We start from the raw sequence: 19,210 nt of genomic DNA on the forward strand, positions 1-19,210 counted from the left end.
GCAGGGTAAAGCATGAGGTATACAATGCGCGCCATCGTGATTTAGCTCAAAAAAGGTGCGTCATGCAGCCCTTCGTTATCGCTCCATCGATTCTCTCCGCCGATTTCGCCCGCCTGGGTGAAGAAGTGGACAAGGTGTTGGCCGCCGGTGCCGACTTCGTGCACTTCGATGTCATGGACAACCACTACGTGCCCAACCTGACCATCGGCCCGATGGTCTGCGCGGCGCTGCGCAAGTACGGCATCACCGCGCCGATCGACGCGCATCTGATGGTCAGTCCGGTGGATCGTATCGTCGGCGATTTCGTCGAGGCCGGCGCCACCTACATCACCTTCCACCCGGAAGCCTCGCTGCACGTCGACCGCACCTTGCAACTGATCCGCGAAGGCGGCTGCAAGGCGGGCCTGGTGTTCAACCCGGCCACCCCGCTGGATGTGCTCAAGTATGTGATGGACAAGGTCGACATGGTCCTGCTGATGAGCGTCAACCCTGGCTTCGGCGGGCAGAAGTTCATCCCCGGCACCCTCGACAAGCTGCGCGAAGCCCGCGCGCTGATCGATGCGTCGGGCCGCGACATCCGCCTGGAAATCGACGGTGGGGTCAACGTCAACAACATCCGCGAAATCGCTGCTGCCGGCGCGGATACCTTCGTGGCCGGCTCGGCGATCTTCAACGCCCCGGACTACCAGGAAGTCATCGACAAGATGCGCGCCGAACTGGCTCTGGCGCGTCCATGAGCGGCTTCGAGCAGTTGTTTTCCGGCGAACTGCCACGGCTGGTGATGTTCGATCTGGACGGTACGTTGATCGATTCGGTGCCTGACCTGGCGGCGGCGGTGGACGAGATGCTGCTCAAGCTGGGGCGCAAGCCGGTGGGGATCGACCCGGTACGTGAATGGGTCGGCAATGGCGTACAGATGCTGGTGCGCCGGGCCCTGGCCAATCACATTGACGCCCAGGACGTGGACGAGGTCGAGGCCGAACACGCTCTGGAGCTGTTCAACGTTGCCTATGAAAGCAACCACGAATTGACGGTGGTGTATCCCGGCGTGCGCGACACCCTCAAATGGCTGAGCAAGCAGGGCGTGGAAATGGCCCTGATCACCAACAAGCCCGAGCGTTTCGTCGCGCCGCTGTTGGACCAGATGAAAATTGGTCGTTACTTCCGCTGGATCATCGGCGGCGATACCTTGCCGCAAAAGAAACCCGACCCGGCGGCACTGTTTTTCGTGATGAAAATGGCCAATATCCCCGCGTCCCAGTCATTGTTCGTCGGCGATTCGCGCAGCGATGTGCTGGCGGCCAAAGCGGCTGGCGTGCAGTGCGTGGCGTTGAGTTACGGCTACAACCATGGCCGTCCGATCGCCGAAGAGTCGCCCTCACTGGTCATCGATGATCTGCGACTGCTAATCCCCGGTTGCTTGGGAGCGAGCGCTGAGATAACGTTGCTCGATACCGATCCGTCCCCTTCTGGAAATTCCATCGTGGTGGTCACTCGCAAACTCTGGATGAAAGTCATCAAGGCCCTGGCCCGCTGGCGTTGGCGCGCCTGACTGATTCTGGCCGCGCTCTGCGGCACGTTTGCCTACCTGACTGTTAGACCCTCACGCCACGAGGCACCTCATGATCCGCGAAGAATTCCTGCGTTTGGCCGCTGCCGGCTATAACCGTATCCCCCTGGCCTGCGAAACCCTGGCCGACTTCGATACGCCGCTGTCGATCTACCTGAAACTGGCCGACGAGCCCAACTCCTACCTGCTCGAATCGGTACAGGGCGGCGAGAAGTGGGGCCGTTACTCGATCATCGGCCTGCCATGCCGCACCGTGCTGCGGGTGCATGACCATCACGTCAGCATCACCCACGATGGCGTCGAGATCGAAAGCCACGATGTAGAAGACCCGCTGGCCTTCGTCGAAACCTTCAAGGCGCGCTACAACGTGCCGACCATCCCTGGCCTGCCGCGTTTCAACGGCGGCCTGGTGGGGTATTTCGGCTACGACTGCGTGCGTTATGTGGAAAAGCGCCTGGGCAAATGCCCGAACCCGGACCCGCTGGGCGTGCCGGACATTCTGTTGATGGTCTCCGACGCCGTGGTGGTGTTCGACAACCTCGCCGGCAAGATGCACGCGATCGTGCTCGCCGACCCCTCCCAGGCTGACGCTTTCGAGCAGGGCCTGGCCAGCCTCGAGGCCCTGCTGGAAAAGCTGCGCCAGCCGATCACCCCGCGTCGCGGCCTGGACCTCAGCCGTCCGCCGGCGGCTGACCCGGTGTTCCGCTCCAGTTTTACCCAGGATGACTACGAGCGCGCGGTCGATACCATCAAGGAATACATCCTCGCCGGTGACTGCATGCAAGTCGTGCCGTCGCAACGCATGTCCATCGACTTCAAGGCCGCGCCGATCGACTTGTACCGGGCGCTGCGTTGCTTCAACCCGACGCCGTACATGTACTTCTTCAACTTTGGTGATTTCCACGTCGTCGGCAGTTCGCCGGAAGTGCTGGTGCGCGTCGAGGACAACCTGATCACCGTGCGCCCGATCGCCGGCACCCGCCCACGTGGCGCGACCGAAGAAGCGGACCTGGCGCTGGAAGAGGATCTTCTGAGCGACGACAAGGAAATCGCCGAGCACCTGATGCTGATCGACCTGGGCCGCAACGACACCGGTCGGGTCTCGGAAATCGGCTCGGTCAAGCTCACCGAGAAGATGGTGATCGAGCGTTATTCCAACGTGATGCATATCGTGTCTAACGTCACCGGCGAACTGAAAGCCGGCTTGACTGCGATGGACGCGCTGCGGGCGATTCTGCCGGCGGGCACACTGTCGGGTGCGCCGAAGATTCGCGCGATGGAAATCATCGATGAGCTGGAACCGGTCAAGCGTGGCGTCTACGGCGGTGCCGTGGGGTATTTCGCCTGGAACGGCAACATGGACACGGCCATTGCGATCCGCACGGCGGTGATCAAGGACGGGGAGCTGCATGTGCAGGCCGGTGGCGGGATCGTCGCCGACTCGGTGCCGGCCCTCGAATGGGAAGAAACCCTGAACAAGCGCCGCGCCATGTTCCGCGCCGTGGCATTGGCTGAACAGACCCCCCAGGGCTAAGAATTCTTGAGGTTTCCCCATGTTGCTGATGATTGATAACTACGACTCCTTTACCTACAACGTTGTGCAGTACCTGGGCGAGCTCGGTGCCGAGGTCAAGGTGGTGCGTAACGACGAACTGACCGTGGCTGAAATTGCGGCCCTCAACCCAGAGCGCATCGTAGTGTCGCCGGGCCCTTGCACGCCGACCGAGGCGGGCATTTCCCTGGAGGCGATCAAGTATTTCGCCGGCAAACTGCCGATCCTGGGCGTGTGCCTGGGGCACCAGTCCATTGGCCAGGCGTTTGGCGGTGACGTGGTGCGTGCGCGCCAGGTGATGCATGGCAAGACCAGCGCCGTGTTCCACAATAATGTGGGTGTGTTCCACGGGCTTAAGTTGCCGGTGACGGTGACCCGCTACCACTCGCTGGTGGTCAAGCGCGAAACCCTGCCCGAGTGCCTTGAGGTGACCGCCTGGACCCAACTGGCAGACGGCTCGGTCGATGAGATCATGGGCCTGCGCCACAAGACACTGAATATCGAAGGGGTGCAGTTTCACCCCGAGTCGATTCTGACCGAGCAGGGTTACGAGCTGTTCGCCAACTTTCTCAAGCAGAGCGGCGGCACGCGCTAAGGATTTTTCATGGATATCAAGACAGCCCTGGGCCGTGTCGTCAGCCATCTGGACCTGAGCACCGCTGAGATGAGCGATGTGATGCGCGAGATCATGACCGGTCAATGCACCGATGCGCAGATCGGCGCGTTCATGATGGCGATGCGCATGAAGAGCGAGAGCATCGACGAGATCGTCGGCGCCGTCTCGGTGATGCGCGAGCTGGCGGACAAGGTCGAGCTCAAGACCCTCGACGGCGTGGTCGATGTGGTCGGCACCGGCGGCGACGGGGCGAATATTTTCAACGTGTCGACGGCGGCCTCCTTTGTGGTGGCGGCGGCGGGTTGCACCGTGGCCAAGCACGGCAACCGTGCGGTGTCCGGCAAAAGCGGCAGCGCCGACTTGCTGGAAGCTGCCGGTATCTACCTGAACCTGACCCCGGTGCAAGTGGCGCGTTGCATCGACAGCGTCGGCATCGGTTTCATGTTTGCCCAGTCCCATCATGGGGCGATGAAACACGCTGCCGGCCCGCGCAAGGACCTCGGCCTGCGCACCCTGTTCAACATGCTCGGCCCGCTTACGAATCCGGCCGGTGTCAAACATCAGGTGGTCGGCGTATTCAGCCAGGCGCTGTGCCTGCCGTTGGCGCAAGTCCTGCAACGCCTGGGCAGCAAGCACGTGCTGGTGGTGCATTCCAAGGATGGCCTGGATGAATTCAGCCTCGCGGCGCCGACTTTTGTGGCGGAGTTGAAGAATGATCAGGTCACCGAATACTGGGTCGAGCCCGAAGACCTGGGTATGAAGAGCCAGAGCCTGCATGGCCTGGCCGTGGAAAGCCCGGCGGCTTCGCTGGAACTGATTCGCGATGCCTTGGGGCGTCGCAAGACTGAGAACGGTCAAAAAGCTGCGGAAATGATTGTTCTGAATGCTGGCGCGGCACTTTATGCGGCCGATCACGCCTATAGTCTCAAGGAAGGTGTCGAGTTGGCCCACGATGCGCTGCACACCGGGCTGGCTCGTGAAAAGCTCGAAGAGCTGGGAGCATTCACCGCAGTATTCAAGATGGAGAATGAAGGATGAGTGTGCCGACCGTTCTGGAAAAAATCCTGGCCCGCAAGGCCGAAGAAGTTGCCGAGCGCCGCGCCCGTGTGAGTCTGGCCGAGCTGGAAGCACAAGCGAAAAGCGCTGGTGCGCCGCGCGGTTTCGCCAATGCCCTGATCGCCCAGGCCAAGCTCAAGCAGCCAGCCGTGATCGCCGAGGTCAAGAAGGCCTCGCCGAGCAAAGGCGTGATCCGTGAGAACTTCGTCCCGGCCGAGATCGCCGTCAGCTATGAGAAGGGCGGGGCGACTTGCCTGTCCGTGTTGACCGATATCGACTTCTTCCAGGGTTCCGACCTGTTCCTGCAGCAGGCACGTGCCGCGTGCAAGTTGCCGGTGATCCGCAAGGATTTCATGGTCGATCCGTACCAGATCATCGAAGCCCGTGCGTTGGGCGCCGACTGCGTGCTGCTGATCGTCTCCGCGCTGGATGACGTGAAGATGGCCGAGTTGGCGGCCGTGGCCAAAAGCGTCGGCCTGGATGTGCTGGTGGAAGTGCACGATGGCGATGAGCTGGAGCGAGCGCTGAAGACCCTCGACACGCCGTTGGTCGGCGTGAATAACCGTAACCTGCATACCTTTGAAGTCAGCCTGGAAAACACCCTCGACCTGCTGCCGCGCATTCCGCGCGATCGCTTGGTGATCACCGAGAGTGGCATCGTCAATCGTGCCGATGTGGAGTTGATGGAAATCAGTGGTGTGTATTCGTTCCTGGTCGGCGAGACCTTCATGCGCGCTGAAAACCCAGGGGCGGAACTGCAGCGCCTGTTCTTCCCGGAGCGTGGCGTGGCGGTCAGCGGTTCGACCCTGGACTGATGATGACGCAGCCGGTGGCAATGACCGTCGAAGCAGGGCTTGCCGCCGAGCAGGCGTTGCTGGCTGCCGTTTGCGCCGGTGAACAGGCATTCGGGCTGCTGTTCTGGCAGCCCAGCGACCAAGCCTTGGTGATGCCGCGTCGTTTAAGCCGGTTGCCGGCGTTCGAGCGCGCCAGCCAGGTCTCGGCGGATGCCGGTTGGCCGGTGTTGCTGCGTGAAACCGGTGGTGAGCCGGTGCCGCAGTCGAGCGCAACGGTCAATATCGCCCTGGTTTACGCACCGCCTCGCAGTGAAGGCGATCAAGGGCGGATCGAAACCGGTTATCAACGTCTGTGCCAGCCGATCTGCGATTTGTTGATCGAATTGGGCGGGGATGCGTCGGTCGGTGAAATCGACGGCGCATTCTGCGACGGTCGCTACAACGTCAATCTCAATGGCCGCAAAATGGTCGGCACCGCCCAGCGCTGGCGGCAAAGTGCTGGCCGCGCCGTGGGGTTGGTGCATGGAGCGTTGTTGCTGGATAACGACCGCGAAGCCCTGATTGCGGCGGTCAATCGCTTCAATGAGGCCTGCGGTCTCGACCAGCGCGTTCGTGCCGACAGCCATATCGCGCTGCACGAAGCCTTTCCCGCGCCGGATGCAATCAGCCGGCTGGACACTTTGTACCGTCACATGTTGGCCAGCTTCCTGCCGGTTTAACGGGTACCGAACACCACCATCGTCTTGCCTTTGACATTTACCAGGTTGCGCTCTTCCAGGTCTTTGAGCACGCGGCCGACCATCTCCCTCGAACAGCCGACAATGCGCCCGATCTCCTGGCGTGTGACCTTGATTTGCATGCCGTCGGGGTGGGTCATGGCATCGGGTTGTTTGCACAATTCCAGCAGGCAGCGGGCCACGCGGCCGGTGACGTCAAAGAATGCCAGATCGCCGACCTTGCGCGTGGTGTCGCGCAGGCGCTGGGCAATCTGGCCGCTCAAGGCATAAAGGATATCGGGATCCTGCTGGGCCAATTCGCGGAATTTTGCATAACTGATCTCGGCTACCTCGCACTCGATCTTGGTGCGGACCCAGGCGCTGCGCTCCTGCTCCTTGCCGGCTTGTTCAAACAGACCCAGTTCCCCAAAGAAATCGCCGGTGTTCAGGTAGGCAATGATCATTTCACGGCCGTCTTCATCCTCGATCAGGATGGTGACCGAGCCTTTGATAATGAAGAACAGTGTCTCGGAGCGCTCGCCGGCACAGATGATGTTGTGCTTGGCCGGATGACGCCGGCGCTGGCAGTGCATCAACAATTTGTCGAGATTCTTGATCTTGGGTGTGGGAGTCAGCGCAACCATGGTTGTATCCCGAAAAGGCGGAGCGAGGTAGTTGGCGTTATTGTATTCATTAGTATCGTTATTGATACACGCAGCACAAAAAGAGTGGCAATGCGCCATTGATTTGGCGCCAGCTTAACAGACGTATTCTGTCTCGATCAGCGAATTTACAGGTGAGAGCCGGTCGTTGATCGCTCTGATGGGAAACGCTGTGGTGAACTGACCCTGTGCTAAGCTGGCACCCCTTTTTTTACAGTGGAGTCTGGGCGATGAAGGCACGCATCCAATGGGCGGGCGAAGCCATGTTCCTCGGTGAGTCGGGCAGTGGTCATGTGGTGGTCATGGACGGCCCGCCGGAAGCCGGTGGTCGTAACCTGGGCGTACGTCCGATGGAAATGCTCCTGCTCGGTGTCGGTGGTTGCAGCAATTTCGACGTGGTCAGCATCCTCAAGAAGTCCCGCCAGGCCGTGGAAAGCTGTGAAGCCTTCCTGGAAGCCGAGCGGGCCACTGAAGATCCCAAGGTGTTTACCAAGATCCACATGCATTTCGTGGTGAAAGGGCGGGCACTGAAGGAGGCGCAGGTCAAGCGGGCCATCGAATTGTCGGCCGAAAAGTACTGCTCGGCGTCGATCATGCTGGGCGCGGCCGGTGTGGCCATCACCCATGATTACGAAATCATCGAGCTGGGTTGATCGCTAGACGATTCCTGTAGGAGCGAGCAAGCTCGTTCCTATGTATGGACTCGCCCCCACATTCAACCCGCTTTTCAAACATTGTTACCCGGTTGCATCTATGTATCAGGCCTATTCAAGGAAGCCCAAACAGCTTCTGGCCAACATTGGATCAGCTCGCGATATGCCCATTACAGTTAGGCCTCAAGGGCCGGTAGGAGCGCAGGCATCAGTTCGCGACGGTCTGACCAGGGGTCAATGTTCTTTAGCATGGGTTGGAGCGGCTTAACGCCCCGGTGGCAGAACGCTGTAGATCAGTGACTCATCGTAGCCTCCTGGCTATTGCCTGGTTGGCGACGATAAGTCTGGTCATTTTGAAGGAGCCGCCAGAGGATGCGCAGGTTGCGGTTGGCCAAACGCACCGCCGCCTCCTTGCGTCCCAGGCGGGATATCCAGCGCTGTAGACGCTGGTCGTCCGGCTGCTCTGAATCCGGTCGTACCTGTCTTAGAACTGCGTGGGCACCTTGGATCGCCAAGCTGCGCAAGTAAGCATCACCCTGTTTGCTCATCTTGCCCAACCGGATCTTCTCGCCACTACTGTGTTGGCTGGGTACCAACCCGAAGTAGGCGGCGAACTGTCGAGCATTGGCGAAGCGTTCAGGCTCGGTTTGCTTGGCCAGTAGCGCTGTGGCAATGATCGGCCCCACTCCGCGTACCGTCATCAGCCGCTTGGCGGTCTCGTTCTGCTTGGCCGCTGTTTCGAGCCGACCAGTCAACACGTTCACGCGCTCGCCCAATTGATCCCATTCTCCTAGCAGCTCGGCGATCAGTTCACGCAGCAAATCGGGTAATGGCTGAGTAGCATCTTCCAGTATTCGAGGGACACGTTGGCTGATGGCTGTTTCGCCCTGCGCCATAGAGACCCCTTGCTCCAGCAACAAGCCACGCATCTGATTACCGACCGCCGTACGTCGCCGAATGTATCCCTGCCGGGCCCGGTGCAGTGCTTGCATCGCCATCGCCGCTGCGCTCTTGACCGGTACCGCTGATATCGTGCAATCGCGGCCTGCACGCAGGATCGCCAATGCATCATTGCGATCGTTTTTCGGGCCGCTGCGATGATTGGCAACATGCTGAGCGGGCAGGATGCGCACGGGATTGCCCTGCGCTTGCAGCAACCGCGCCCATGCTTGAGCGCCTGGCCCGGTTTCCACCAGCACCGTCACGCTTGCTGGAAGCTTCTGAAGAAAGGCCTGGAAGGCTTCACGTGACTTGATCCGATCCTCGAATATCACCTGTCCGAGCGCATCCTCACCGGCCACCTGAAAGACCTTTTTGGCAAGATCTACCGCAACGTTCATGCAGGTAGATACATCGGCTGACAAAGACTGGTTGATCGTCGTATGCTTTTTCATGGTCTCGCCCTCGCTGTCGTTGGCTTTCTATAAGAATGCCACCGTGGCGCACAGACGCCTCGGCTTGGGCGAGTCCATTCAATTACAGTGGCTTCAGATGCGGTAGGTGCTTTTGGTCATGACTTTGGCCAGCAGGCTCATGCCAAACCTCACCGGTGCCGGAAAGCGGAAACCGCCGGCATCCAAGGCACTTTCTGCGTGGTGTTCTTCGTCGATACGCATCTGCTCAAGAATTGCGCGGGACTTTTCGTCTCCGGCTGGCAGTTGCTCCAAGTGCTCATCGAGGTGCTTGCAGACCTGATTTTCGGTGGCCGCGACAAAACCGAGGCTGACCTTATCGCTGATCAGGCCGGCAGCAGCACCGATACCAAACGACAAACCATAAAACAACGGGTTCAGCACGCTTGGGTGGCTGCCCAGTTGGCGGATGCGTTGCTCGCACCACGCGAGGTGGTCGATTTCTTCCTCGGCTGCATGCTCCATTGCTGCGCGCACCTGAGGCAACTTGGCCGTCAGGGCCTGGCCTTGATACAGCGCCTGGGCGCAGACTTCGCCGGTATGGTTGATGCGCATGAGGCCGGCGACGTGGCGGGTATCGGTCTCGCTCATCTGTGCGTCGGGCTGCACGATGGCGGGCGATGGACGATAGGGCTGGCCGCTGAAGGGAAGCAGTGTGCGCATGGCTGTATCGGCTTGCAGCAACAGACGGTCAATCGGCGAGTAGTGACGTTGGGTAGTCATGCTGACCTCAGGGAAGAATCTCGGCGGCCAGTTTACCGCAAGAGGGGGCGAAGCGTTTGCGCTGAGTCAAAGGCATAGGGTCGCATGCCGGGGCCGGCGACCCGTGTATCAAGGGTATCAGCCCGGCGGCCAGTTCATCTGGCGCTGACCCAGCACATGCATATGGATGTGGTAAACGGTCTGGCCACCCTCTTCGTTGCAGTTCATCACTACGCGGAAGCCCTTCTCGCAGCCCAGTTCCAGGGCCAGGCGCTGAGCGGTGAACAGGATATGCCCAGCCAAGGTTTTGTCGTCCTCGGTCAGATCATTCAGGGTGCGGATCGGTTTTTTCGGGATAACCAGAAAATGTACCGGCGCTTGTGGGGCGATATCGTGGAAGGCGAGAACCTGGTCATCTTCATAGATGATCTTCGCGGGTATTTCTCTGTTGATGATCTTGGTGAACAGAGTATCCAAAGCTGTTTCTCCATGGTGAATGTGCAGGGTGAGTGTACTCAGCCGGTCAGCGCGGGCAATAGGCCTTATTGATGGCGCCGGCAATCTTGCGGGTCAGCCAGCGTGGGCTCAAGCGCGGGCTGAAGGCGATCCAGCGGTTGCGTCGACCAGGAATAATGATGGCTTTGTTCCGTTCCAGGGCGCGTACCGTGTAGAGCGCCACTTCTTCCGGGCTCATCAGTTTGTCAGTGCGCTCGAGCTTGGCGGTGTCCATCTGCGCGGTGCCATAGAAGGCAGTGCGTGTCGGGCCGGGGCAGAGCACCGAGACCTTGATGCCACAGGTTTTCAACTCTTCGCGCAGGCCTTCGGAGAAATGCAGCACATAGGCCTTGCTGGCGTAGTAGCTGCTCATCCACGGACCGGGCTGGAACGCCGCGACCGACGCGACGTTGAGGATTTGCCCGCCGCCATGCAACGCCATGGCATTGCCCAGGGCATGGCACATACGGGTGAGGGCGAGGATGTTGACTTCGATCAGGTCCTGCTCGGTCATCCAGTCCTGTGCCAGGAAAGGCCCACTGGTGCCAATGCCGGCGCAATTGACCAGCAAGTCGATCTGCCGTTCGCCTTCTTCAAGCTCCAGCAGGAACCCGGACAAGCGTAGCGGCTCCCCCAGATCGCAGGCCCGAAACAGCACCTCGACGCCGAAGCGTTGAGTCAATTCAATTGCAATGCTTTCCAACTGATCACGCTGGCGGGCCACCAGAATCAAGCTGCGGCCGCGTCGGGCCAGGGCTTCGGCCAGGGCCAGGCCGATGCCGCTGGAGGCGCCGGTGATCAGAGCGTAACGGGTCATGCCTTTCTCCATCGCAACGCCGCGGTGCCGGTGATAGATGCATCACAGGCGGCGGGCGTTTTTTCACTGTTCTGGAGAGTCTACAGGTTCGGCCGCATCGTCAGCACTTTGCGCGTCTTCTTCTTCGACGATCACGCTTTGGTCGACGTCCTGGTCGGCGTTGAGGGAGCTGCTTTCATAGCTGCTGTCGACGTTGGCTTCGAGTTGGTTCAGGTAGCCGTTCATGCCCAAGGTCATCACAATGATGAGCATCAATGGGATAAACGCCAGCCACAGGGACGCCAGGACCTTCACCGCGGTGGAGTTGCGTGGTGGTGGTGCGCCGTACTGGTTGGCGCCGGCGTTACCGGGCAACACCAGCAGCAGCAGTGGGAAAATGCTGTTCACCAGCGGCACCAGGTTCAGCAGGTACAGCCAGCCCGACCAGCCCAGGTCGTGCAGGCGTTGTACACCGATTTGCACGCTGACCCAGACCATCGCGACGAACAATGCAAAGCCCAGCAGTGAACCCAGAATGACACCTGCCGTCGGCGAAGCGGTCGCTACCGCAAAGCTTGCGGTGGCGATAATGCCTGAGGCAACGAGCATTGCGACGGTCAATACAAGTGTCCATGCCAGGTACCGCAAGCGCCCGATGCGCCCGTCGATGGTGAACACATTGAGCGTGGAATACTCAGGCAGGTCGTCACCTACAGGCGCGCGTGGCGGCGCATAGGGCGAGGCACCCGTGCGGGAGAATCCAGAATCACCGGCGTCGGTCTCGTGGGTTTCGGCAAGGCTGAAGGTCACGGGTTGTTCTGGTTCGATACGAGCATCGACCCCGGCGTTTTTCAGTGCGGTGAGGTAGGTTTCGGCATCGGGACGGGACAAGTCGCGCTTCAGGGCTACCGTGCGGCCCGTAAAGAGCTTCTCGATGGCTTCGACTTCACTTTTGAACAGCTCGGCCAGGTTCAGTTTCGCCGTGGTGCTTTCGACGCCCGGGAGCAAGGCTCCATCAAACACAATCTTGAAACGGTTGTCGCTCATGCAGGCATCCTTGTCACTTGTTCAGGGAGGTAGTGCGGGCTTGCTCTATGGGCAGGCCCTGCGGTGTTTATGGTTCAGCGTGGCCAGCGCAATTGTATCGCGTGCTCGAGTGCCTTGCGGTATTCGGCATCCAGGCGGGCAACGAGTTCATCGACGCTGGGCAAATCATTAATCTCACCAACGCCCTGGCCGGCAGACCATACAGTCTTCCAGGCCTTGGCTTCGTCGCTCAAGGGCTTGAGCTTGGAACCGAAATTGATCTCGCCTTTGCCCTGTAGGGACTTGATGTCGAAACCGGCGTTTTCCAGGCTCTGGCGCATAAAGCTTGCGGGTACGCCAGAGACGGCCGCAGTGTGCACGATGTCGGCGGCGTGCGATGTGAGCAGCATCTCCTTATATGCATCAGGTGCGTGGCTTTCGGCGGTCGCGATAAAGCGCGTACCGAGGTAGGCCAGGTCTGCGCCGAGCAACTGGGCGGCGAGGATTTCGTGCCCATGGTTGAGGCAGCCGGCAAGCAGCAGGGTTTTGTCGAAGAATTGGCGAATCTCGGCAACCAGCGAGAAGGGGCTCCAAGTGCCGGCATGTCCCCCGGCGCCAGCGGGCACGGCGATCAAACCATCCACACCGGCTTCAGCGGCTTTTTCGGCATGGCGCCGAGTGGTGACGTCATGGAAAACCAGGCCGCCATAGCTGTGTACGGCGTCCACCAACTCTTTCACTGCACCGAGGCTGGTGATCACGATCGGCACTTTGTGCTCGACGCAGATCGCCAGGTCGGCCTCCAGTCGCGGATTGCTGTTGTGCACTATCAAATTGACGGCATAGGGTGCGGGATTCTCCAACTGCGCCAGGCCCGTTTCAATTTCCTCCAGCCAGGCTTTGAAACCACTGCTTTCGCGCTGGTTCAGCGCCGGGAAACTCCCGACCACGCCATTGCGGCAGCACGCCAGGACCAGCTGTGGATTGGAAATCAGGAACATCGGCGCAGCCACAACGGGCAGGCGCAGGCGTTGTTCTAGCAGAGCGGGCAGCGACATTGGAGGTACCCCGAGTCATTGACGTTAGAACGGTTTGACCACGACCAAAATTACGATAGCCAGCAATATGAGAACCGGGACTTCATTGAACCAGCGATAAAAGACATGGCTGCGGGTGTTTTCGCCACGGGCAAAACGTTTTACCTGCGCACCGCACATGTGGTGGTAGCCGATAAGGAACACCACCAGGGTGAGCTTGGCGTGAATCCAGGCGCCCGATTGGAAAATGCTGGGGTTCAGGGCAATCAGCCAGATGCCGAATACCAGGGTGGCAATCATCGCCGGCCCCATGATGCCGCGATACAGCTTGCGCTCCATCACGTTGAAACGCTCCTTGCTCACCGCATCCTCGCTTTGTGCGTGGTAGACGAACAGGCGTGGCAGGTAAAACAGCCCGGCAAACCAGCACACGATGGCGACGATATGGAAGGCTTTGACCCATAGATAAAGCATTTTTAGTTATTCCCAGGTTCACGGTAACTGAAGATAGTAGTGGCTCATGCGTCCTTACGTCACCTTGGCGGTTGTCGCAGGACAATGCGGCCCCTATTATCGACGGCTTTCCAGTGGGTTCTTTGAGGGCAGGTTTATGGTCAAGGTCGGTATCGTCGGCGGCACGGGTTACACCGGTGTCGAACTGCTGCGTCTGTTGGCTCAGCATCCGCAAGCTGAGGTGGTAGTCATCACTTCCCGATCCGAGGCCGGTCTGGCTGTGGCTGATATGTACCCGAACCTGCGGGGCCACTACGACGGCCTGGCCTTCAGCGTGCCGGACATCAAGACCCTCGGCGACTGTGACGTGGTGTTTTTTGCCACCCCTCACGGCGTTGCCCACGCGCTGGCCGGTGAGCTGCTGGCTGCGGGCACCAAGGTGATCGATCTGTCGGCGGATTTCCGTCTGCAGGACGCCGACGAGTGGGCCAAATGGTACGGTCAGCCTCATGGGGCACCGGAACTGTTGGGAGAGGCCGTGTACGGCCTGCCTGAAGTCAATCGTGAGCAGATCAAGCAAGCGCGCCTGATTGCCGTGCCGGGTTGCTATCCGACCGCGACGCAGTTGGGCTTCTTGCCATTGCTTGAAGCCGGGCTGGCGGATGCTTCGCGCCTGATCGCCGACTGCAAATCTGGCGTCAGCGGCGCCGGTCGTGGGGCAGCGGTGGGTTCGCTGTACTCCGAGACGTCGGAAAGCATGAAGGCCTACGCGGTAAAAGGGCATCGCCATCTGCCGGAAATCCGCCAGGGGCTGCGTCGCGCCGCCGGCAAGGACGTGGGGCTGACCTTTGTACCGCACCTGACGCCGATGATCCGTGGCATTCATTCCACGCTTTACGCAACCGTGGTTGATCGCTCGGTCGATCTGCAGGCGCTGTTTGAAAAGCGCTACGCCAACGAGCCGTTCGTCGATGTGATGCCGGTCGGCAGTCATCCGGAGACCCGCAGTGTGCGTGGCGCCAACGTCTGCCGTATCGCCGTGCACCGCCCACAAGATGGCGACTTGGTCGTGGTGCTGTCGGTGATCGATAATCTGGTCAAGGGCGCGTCGGGCCAGGCGGTGCAGAACATGAACATCCTGTTCGGCCTGGATGAAAAGCTGGGCTTGTCCCACGCAGGCATGCTGCCGTAAGGCGGTTATGTCGCTTAACAGAAGGCCCATCGATCGGGCCTTTTGTGTTTTTAATGGCGGCTGCGCAGATTGATATACCGTAACAATAGTTGACCGCTTTTCTAGGAGAAGCGGATAATGCCGACCATTACGCATATGGCGGCGGTACGCCGGGAGATTATCAGCATGAGCGTTGAATCCTTCACCCCCACGGCTTTGCAATTCACCCACGGTGCTGCGCACAAGGTGAAGAGCCTGGTCGATGAAGAGGGTAATGATCGCTTGAAGCTGCGCGTATTCGTTACGGGCGGCGGTTGTTCAGGGTTTCAGTACGGTTTTACCTTCGATGAAGAAGTGGCCGATGATGACACCATTGTTGAGCGCGAAGGTGTGAGCCTGGTTGTGGACCCCATGAGTTTCCAATACTTGGCAGGCGCCGAGGTGGATTATCAGGAAGGTCTTGAGGGTTCACGTTTCGTGATCAAGAACCCTAATGCCACTACTACATGTGGTTGTGGGTCTTCGTTCTCGATCTGATCGGTAGCGGATATAAAAACGCCGCTTGGCTTTGATCGGCCCAGCGGCGTTTTGCTGTCTGGATTTTAGGCAGGGTAGATCGCGCCCAGTACCCGCAGCCCGCGTGCACCGGTGACGCTGGGGCGGTTGGTGGCGATGCCTTCAAGGCAGCAGTGGGCCAGCCAGGCGAAGGCCATGGCTTCGACCCAGTCGGGGTCTGCACCATGGTTGGCGGTACTGCTGACCTGGGTCGATGGCAGTAGTGCGGCCAGACGCTTCATCAGTGCACTGTTATGGGCGCCGCCGCCGCAGACGAGCAGGGTCTTTGTCTGGGGTTGGGCGGCTTGCAGCGACTCGACAATGGTCAGGGCAGTCAGCTCCAACAGCGTGGCCTGGATGTCCTGGGGGGCGAAAGCGGGCATGCGCGCCAGATGTTGTTGCAGCCATCCCAGGTTGAACACTTCGCGTCCAGTGCTTTTGGGGCCTTTGGTCAAGAAGAAGGGGTCACTGAGCAGCGCATGGAGTAACTGAGGTTCTACTTTTCCGCTGGCGGCCCACTGACCATCGCGATCAAAGTGTTCGCCGCGCTGTTGATGAATCCAGGCATCCAGCAGGACATTGCCTGGGCCGCAGTCGAAGCCAGCTACAGGCTTGTCGGCCTCAATAAGGCTGAGGTTGCTGAACCCTCCGACGTTCAACACTGCGCGATTCCCACTGCGTTCATCAAACAGTGCTTCATGAAAGGCTGGCACCAAAGGCGCACCCTGGCCGCCTGCGGCAACGTCGCGACTGCGGAAGTCGCTGACCACGGTGATGCCGGTCAGCTCGGTAAGCAGGGCGGGATTGCCAATCTGTACGGTGAAGCCTCGTGCTGGTTCATGGCGGATGGTCTGCCCATGGCTGCCGATCGCGCGAATGTCCTGAGGCTTGAGGTTGTTCTGGTCGAGCAGGGCATGGACGCCCTGGGCGGCGAGTGTCACCCAGTGTTGCTGGGCCATTGCCGAGCGGGCGATCTCGTCCGGGCCGCTGGTGCAAAGGCCGAGCAGTTCCGCGCGCAGGCCGTCTGGCATGGGGATGTAGTGAGTGGCGATCAACTTGATCGCGGCATCTTGTTCGATCAGGGCGATATCCAGGCCATCGAGACTGGTCCCGGACATCACACCTATATAGAGCGGCATACCTTAACGCTTCGCCGAAGCCAGCAGGGTAGAGCGCTCTTGATCCATGCGCGCCATCAGCGGCTGGCTTTGTTGCATGAAGCGCGCGCGTTCGGCCTTGGCGATCGGGTCTGCCATCGGCAGCTTCTGGCCCAATGGATCGACGTGTACACCATTGACTTGGAACTCGTAATGCAAGTGTGGGCCGGTGGACAGGCCCGTGGTACCGATATAGCCGATCACCTGGCCCTGTTTCACGTTGCCACCGGTCTGTACGCCCTTGGCGAAACCTTGCATGTGGCCATACAGCGTACGGTAGGTGTTGCCGTGCTGGATGATCACGGTGTTGCCATAACCGCCGCGGCGTCCAGCCAGCAATACCTTGCCGTCACCTGCGGCCTTGATGGGTGTACCGCGCGGAGCTGCATAGTCGACGCCTTTGTGTGCGCGGATCTTGTTCAGGATTGGGTGTTTGCGACCCATGGAGAAACGCGAGCTGATGCGGGCGAAATCCACAGGTGTGCGGATAAAGGCCTTGCGCATGCTGTTGCCATCAGCCGTGTAGTAACTGCTGTTGCCTTGTTTGTTGGTGTAGCGCACAGCGGTGTAGGTTTTGCCGCGGTTGGTGAAGCGCGCGGAAAGGATATTGCCGGTGCCGACCACTTTGCCGTTGGCGACCTTCTGCTCATAGATCACGTCGAATTCGTCGCCCTGGCGGATGTCCTGGGCGAAGTCGATGTCGTAGCCAAAAACGCTAGCCATGTCCATGGTCATACTGTGGGACAAGCCGGCGCGGGCGGCCGATTGCGACAGCGAGCTGTTGATTACGCCATGTACATAGGCGGAGCGCATCACCGGCTTTGTGATGATGCGATTGAATGCAAAGCCTTTGGCGCCCTTGGTCAGGGTGATGCTTTCCAGGTCGCTGATGTTGCTATGCAGGTTGTTCAGGTGACCCTCTGGGGTCAGTTCGAATTCGAGTTTTTGACCACGCTTGAGTTGGCTGAATTGCTTGGCTTGTTTATCGCTGGCCAAGACCTCATTAACAGTGGTGGCAGGTAGGCCGACCTTTTCGAACAGCGTGGAAAGGGTGTCGCCCTTGCCGACGATCACTTCACGATGTTGAGGGCTCTTTGCTAGTGCTGTCGCAGGTGCGGGCTGCTGCTGGGCGGTTTGACCAGTCTCGTCAGGGGCGCTTTCGATTTGGGCAAACGGCGAATCGACGGGGGCATTTGTGGCTTGTTGAGCGCCGGAAGCGTCTTGATCTTGTGTCAGTTGTTCAACTGGACTTTCCAAGTCAAGGCTCAGGGATGTTCGTTTGGCTTCTACGTCGCTGGAAGGGAATACCAGGAGTGCCAGGCTCAAAAGGGCAGCGATACCACTTGCGGCGAGCAGGTGGGTCTTTGGGTAAAGCGGCGGCGCTTTAGACGGTTCTGTGGTCATAGGTAATTTTGACTTTGAAGATGAATTGGAAAAGATGAATGACATGATGAAGATGAAATAACTGTATAAAATATAACCAAATCATCTGTGGCGCAAGCTTGCGAATGCTGGGCTTGCTGAACGGTGTCCGTGCGCAGGGCAAAACTTGTAATTAGTCCCTGATCTTGTATGGTTGGTTCCCTTTTGAATCTGAGCCTTGCGGGTCTGTTATGAAGTCGGTTGAAGAGCAGTTAGCGCTTATAAAGCGTGGTGCGGAAGAACTGTTGGTCGAGGCGGAGCTGATTGAAAAGCTCAAGCGTGGCCAGCCCCTGCGTATCAAGGCCGGCTTTGATCCGACGGCGCCGGATCTGCACCTGGGTCACACCGTGCTTATTAACAAGTTGCGCCAGTTCCAGGAGCTGGGGCATCAGGTCATCTTTCTAATAGGTGACTTTACCGGGATGATCGGTGATCCAAGCGGCAAGAGTGCCACGCGTCCGCCGCTGACCCGCGAGCAGGTTCTCGATAACGCCGAGACCTATAAGACCCAGGTGTTCAAGATTCTCGATCCGGCCAAGACCGAGGTGGCGTTCAACTCCACTTGGATGGACAAGATGGGGCCAGCGGATTTCATTCGCCTGACATCCCAATACACCGTGGCGCGCATGCTTGAGCGCGATGACTTCGATAAGCGCTACTCCACCAATCAACCGATCGCGATTCATGAGTTTCTGTATCCGCTGGTCCAGGGGTATGACTCGGTGGCGTTGCGGGCTGACGTTGAGTTGGGCGGCACCGATCAGAAGTTCAATCTTCTGATGGGGCGTGAGCTGCAACGTGCTTATGGGCAGGAGGCTCAGTGCATTCTGACCATGCCGTTGCTGGAGGGGTTGGATGGCGTCAAGAAGATGTCCAAGTCTCTGGGTAACTACGTCGGTATCCAAGAAGCGCCGGGCGTGATGTATGGCAAGCTGGTTTCGATTCCGGATGCGTTGATGTGGCGTTACTTCGAGCTGTTGAGCTTTCGCTCGATGGACGAAATCAATGCGTTGCGTGCGGATGTCGAGGCGGGTGCCAATCCTCGCGACGTCAAGATCAAGCTGGCTGAAGAGATTGTTGCGCGTTTCCATGGTGAGGAGGCTGCGGCCAGTGCTCACCGTGCGGCGGGCAACCGGATGAAGGATGGTGAGTTGCCAGATGACCTGCCGGAGATTGAGCTGGCTGCTGCGGAGGCGATGCCAATCGCGGCTGTCCTGAATAAGGCGGGCCTGGTGAAGAACTCGGCGGTCGCGCGCGACCTCTTGGGTTCCGGTGGTGTGCGTATAGATGGTGAGGTGGTTGATCGCACCTTTATATACGAATTGGGAGCGACCCATGTGTGTCAGGCTGGGAAGAAGGCGTTTG

The 19,210-nt window shown here is 59.4% G+C and carries 21 protein-coding genes (1 of these 21 only partly in view); 11 read left to right on the forward strand and 10 right to left on the reverse strand.

Features of this window, described 5'->3' with window-relative positions:
* The first annotated feature begins 62 nt into the window (after positions 1-62).
* The 7 genes from rpe (at position 63) to BLR63_RS25470 (ending at position 6,307) form a co-directional block, all read left to right on the forward strand.
* Positions 63-737: a ribulose-phosphate 3-epimerase gene (rpe, locus tag BLR63_RS25440; protein ID WP_010566359.1), complete on the forward strand. Its 675-nt coding sequence runs from the start codon at positions 63-65 to the stop codon at positions 735-737.
* The gene (locus tag BLR63_RS25445) at positions 734-1,552 is read left to right on the forward strand and encodes a phosphoglycolate phosphatase (protein WP_010566360.1); all 819 of its coding nucleotides are present in this window, start codon (positions 734-736) and stop codon (positions 1,550-1,552) included. The genes rpe and BLR63_RS25445 overlap by 4 nt, the downstream gene beginning before the upstream one ends.
* Before the next feature lie 70 nt (positions 1,553-1,622).
* The gene (gene trpE, locus BLR63_RS25450) at positions 1,623-3,104 is read left to right on the forward strand and encodes an anthranilate synthase component I (RefSeq protein ID WP_010566361.1); all 1,482 of its coding nucleotides are present in this window, start codon (positions 1,623-1,625) and stop codon (positions 3,102-3,104) included.
* 19 nt (positions 3,105-3,123) lie between these two features.
* Positions 3,124-3,717 carry an aminodeoxychorismate/anthranilate synthase component II gene (locus tag BLR63_RS25455; protein WP_010566362.1) on the forward strand — a complete coding sequence of 198 codons (594 nt, stop codon included), beginning with the start codon at positions 3,124-3,126 and terminating at the stop codon, positions 3,715-3,717.
* A gap of 9 nt (positions 3,718-3,726) precedes the next feature.
* Entirely contained in the window at positions 3,727-4,776 is a 1,050-nt protein-coding gene (trpD, locus tag BLR63_RS25460) for an anthranilate phosphoribosyltransferase (protein ID WP_010566363.1), read from the forward strand.
* Entirely contained in the window at positions 4,773-5,609 is an 837-nt protein-coding gene (gene trpC, locus BLR63_RS25465; RefSeq protein ID WP_010566364.1) for an indole-3-glycerol phosphate synthase TrpC, read from the forward strand. The genes trpD and trpC overlap by 4 nt, the downstream gene beginning before the upstream one ends.
* Positions 5,610-5,611: 2 nt before the next feature.
* Complete coding sequence (locus BLR63_RS25470; protein ID WP_042947178.1) at positions 5,612-6,307, forward strand: lipoyl protein ligase domain-containing protein; 696 nt, start codon at positions 5,612-5,614, stop codon at positions 6,305-6,307.
* Here the strand turns inward: BLR63_RS25470 and crp are convergent.
* Positions 6,304-6,948, reverse strand: coding sequence for a cAMP-activated global transcriptional regulator CRP (gene crp, locus BLR63_RS25475; protein ID WP_010566366.1), 645 nt, complete (start codon positions 6,946-6,948; stop codon positions 6,304-6,306). The genes BLR63_RS25470 and crp overlap by 4 nt on opposite strands.
* 248 nt (positions 6,949-7,196) lie before the next feature.
* On the opposite strand from crp, the gene BLR63_RS25480 reads away from it, so the two are divergent.
* On the forward strand, positions 7,197-7,619 hold the full coding sequence (locus tag BLR63_RS25480; protein WP_005792019.1) for an OsmC family protein: 423 nt from the start codon (positions 7,197-7,199) through the stop codon (positions 7,617-7,619).
* A 293-nt stretch (positions 7,620-7,912) separates the two neighbouring features.
* On the opposite strand, the gene BLR63_RS25485 is transcribed toward BLR63_RS25480, so the two are convergent.
* From BLR63_RS25485 to hemJ, 7 genes are all read right to left on the reverse strand, one after another.
* Positions 7,913-9,013 carry an IS110 family RNA-guided transposase gene (locus BLR63_RS25485; protein ID WP_042948040.1) on the reverse strand — a complete coding sequence of 367 codons (1,101 nt, stop codon included), beginning with the start codon at positions 9,011-9,013 and terminating at the stop codon, positions 7,913-7,915.
* 93 nt (positions 9,014-9,106) lie between these two features.
* A complete protein-coding gene (coq7, locus tag BLR63_RS25490; protein ID WP_010568015.1) occupies positions 9,107-9,754 on the reverse strand; it encodes a 2-polyprenyl-3-methyl-6-methoxy-1,4-benzoquinone monooxygenase in 648 nt (215 codons plus the stop codon).
* A 117-nt stretch (positions 9,755-9,871) separates the two neighbouring features.
* Entirely contained in the window at positions 9,872-10,210 is a 339-nt protein-coding gene (locus tag BLR63_RS25495; RefSeq protein WP_010568016.1) for a histidine triad nucleotide-binding protein, read from the reverse strand.
* Positions 10,211-10,256: 46 nt separating this feature from the next.
* Positions 10,257-11,045, reverse strand: coding sequence for an SDR family NAD(P)-dependent oxidoreductase (locus tag BLR63_RS25500; protein WP_010568017.1), 789 nt, complete (start codon positions 11,043-11,045; stop codon positions 10,257-10,259).
* Between the two features lie 63 nt (positions 11,046-11,108).
* Positions 11,109-12,071, reverse strand: a complete 963-nt coding sequence (locus tag BLR63_RS25505; protein WP_010568018.1) for a DUF805 domain-containing protein — start codon at positions 12,069-12,071, stop codon at positions 11,109-11,111.
* A gap of 74 nt (positions 12,072-12,145) precedes the next feature.
* A complete protein-coding gene (locus BLR63_RS25510) occupies positions 12,146-13,108 on the reverse strand; it encodes an NAD(P)H-dependent flavin oxidoreductase (RefSeq protein WP_010568019.1) in 963 nt (320 codons plus the stop codon).
* Positions 13,109-13,132: 24 nt separating this feature from the next.
* Positions 13,133-13,561: a protoporphyrinogen oxidase HemJ gene (hemJ, locus tag BLR63_RS25515; RefSeq protein WP_010568020.1), complete on the reverse strand. Its 429-nt coding sequence runs from the start codon at positions 13,559-13,561 to the stop codon at positions 13,133-13,135.
* Positions 13,562-13,697: 136 nt separating this feature from the next.
* Here hemJ and argC point away from each other — a divergent pair, with 136 nt between their 5' ends.
* Together argC and erpA are read left to right on the forward strand one after the other, a co-directional pair.
* The gene (gene argC, locus BLR63_RS25520; RefSeq protein WP_010568021.1) at positions 13,698-14,732 is read left to right on the forward strand and encodes an N-acetyl-gamma-glutamyl-phosphate reductase; all 1,035 of its coding nucleotides are present in this window, start codon (positions 13,698-13,700) and stop codon (positions 14,730-14,732) included.
* Positions 14,733-14,897: 165 nt separating this feature from the next.
* On the forward strand, positions 14,898-15,248 hold the full coding sequence (gene erpA, locus BLR63_RS25525; RefSeq protein ID WP_007906865.1) for an iron-sulfur cluster insertion protein ErpA: 351 nt from the start codon (positions 14,898-14,900) through the stop codon (positions 15,246-15,248).
* A 65-nt stretch (positions 15,249-15,313) separates the two neighbouring features.
* Here erpA and BLR63_RS25530 read toward each other — a convergent pair whose 3' ends face one another.
* Together BLR63_RS25530 and BLR63_RS25535 are read right to left on the reverse strand one after the other, a co-directional pair.
* A complete protein-coding gene (locus BLR63_RS25530; protein WP_010568022.1) occupies positions 15,314-16,405 on the reverse strand; it encodes an anhydro-N-acetylmuramic acid kinase in 1,092 nt (363 codons plus the stop codon).
* 3 nt (positions 16,406-16,408) lie between these two features.
* Entirely contained in the window at positions 16,409-17,827 is a 1,419-nt protein-coding gene (locus tag BLR63_RS25535; protein WP_042947916.1) for a peptidoglycan DD-metalloendopeptidase family protein, read from the reverse strand.
* A 209-nt stretch (positions 17,828-18,036) separates the two neighbouring features.
* On the opposite strand from BLR63_RS25535, the gene tyrS reads away from it, so the two are divergent.
* A protein-coding gene (tyrS, locus tag BLR63_RS25540; protein WP_010568024.1) for a tyrosine--tRNA ligase crosses the window boundary here: on the forward strand, positions 18,037-19,210 show its 5' portion. Its footprint extends 26 nt past the window's final position; the window shows 1,174 of its 1,200 coding nt (coding positions 1-1,174); the start codon lies at positions 18,037-18,039; the stop codon falls past the right edge of the window.

It is taken from the genome of Pseudomonas extremaustralis (assembly GCF_900102035.1).
Taxonomy (GTDB): domain Bacteria; phylum Pseudomonadota; class Gammaproteobacteria; order Pseudomonadales; family Pseudomonadaceae; genus Aquipseudomonas; species Aquipseudomonas extremaustralis.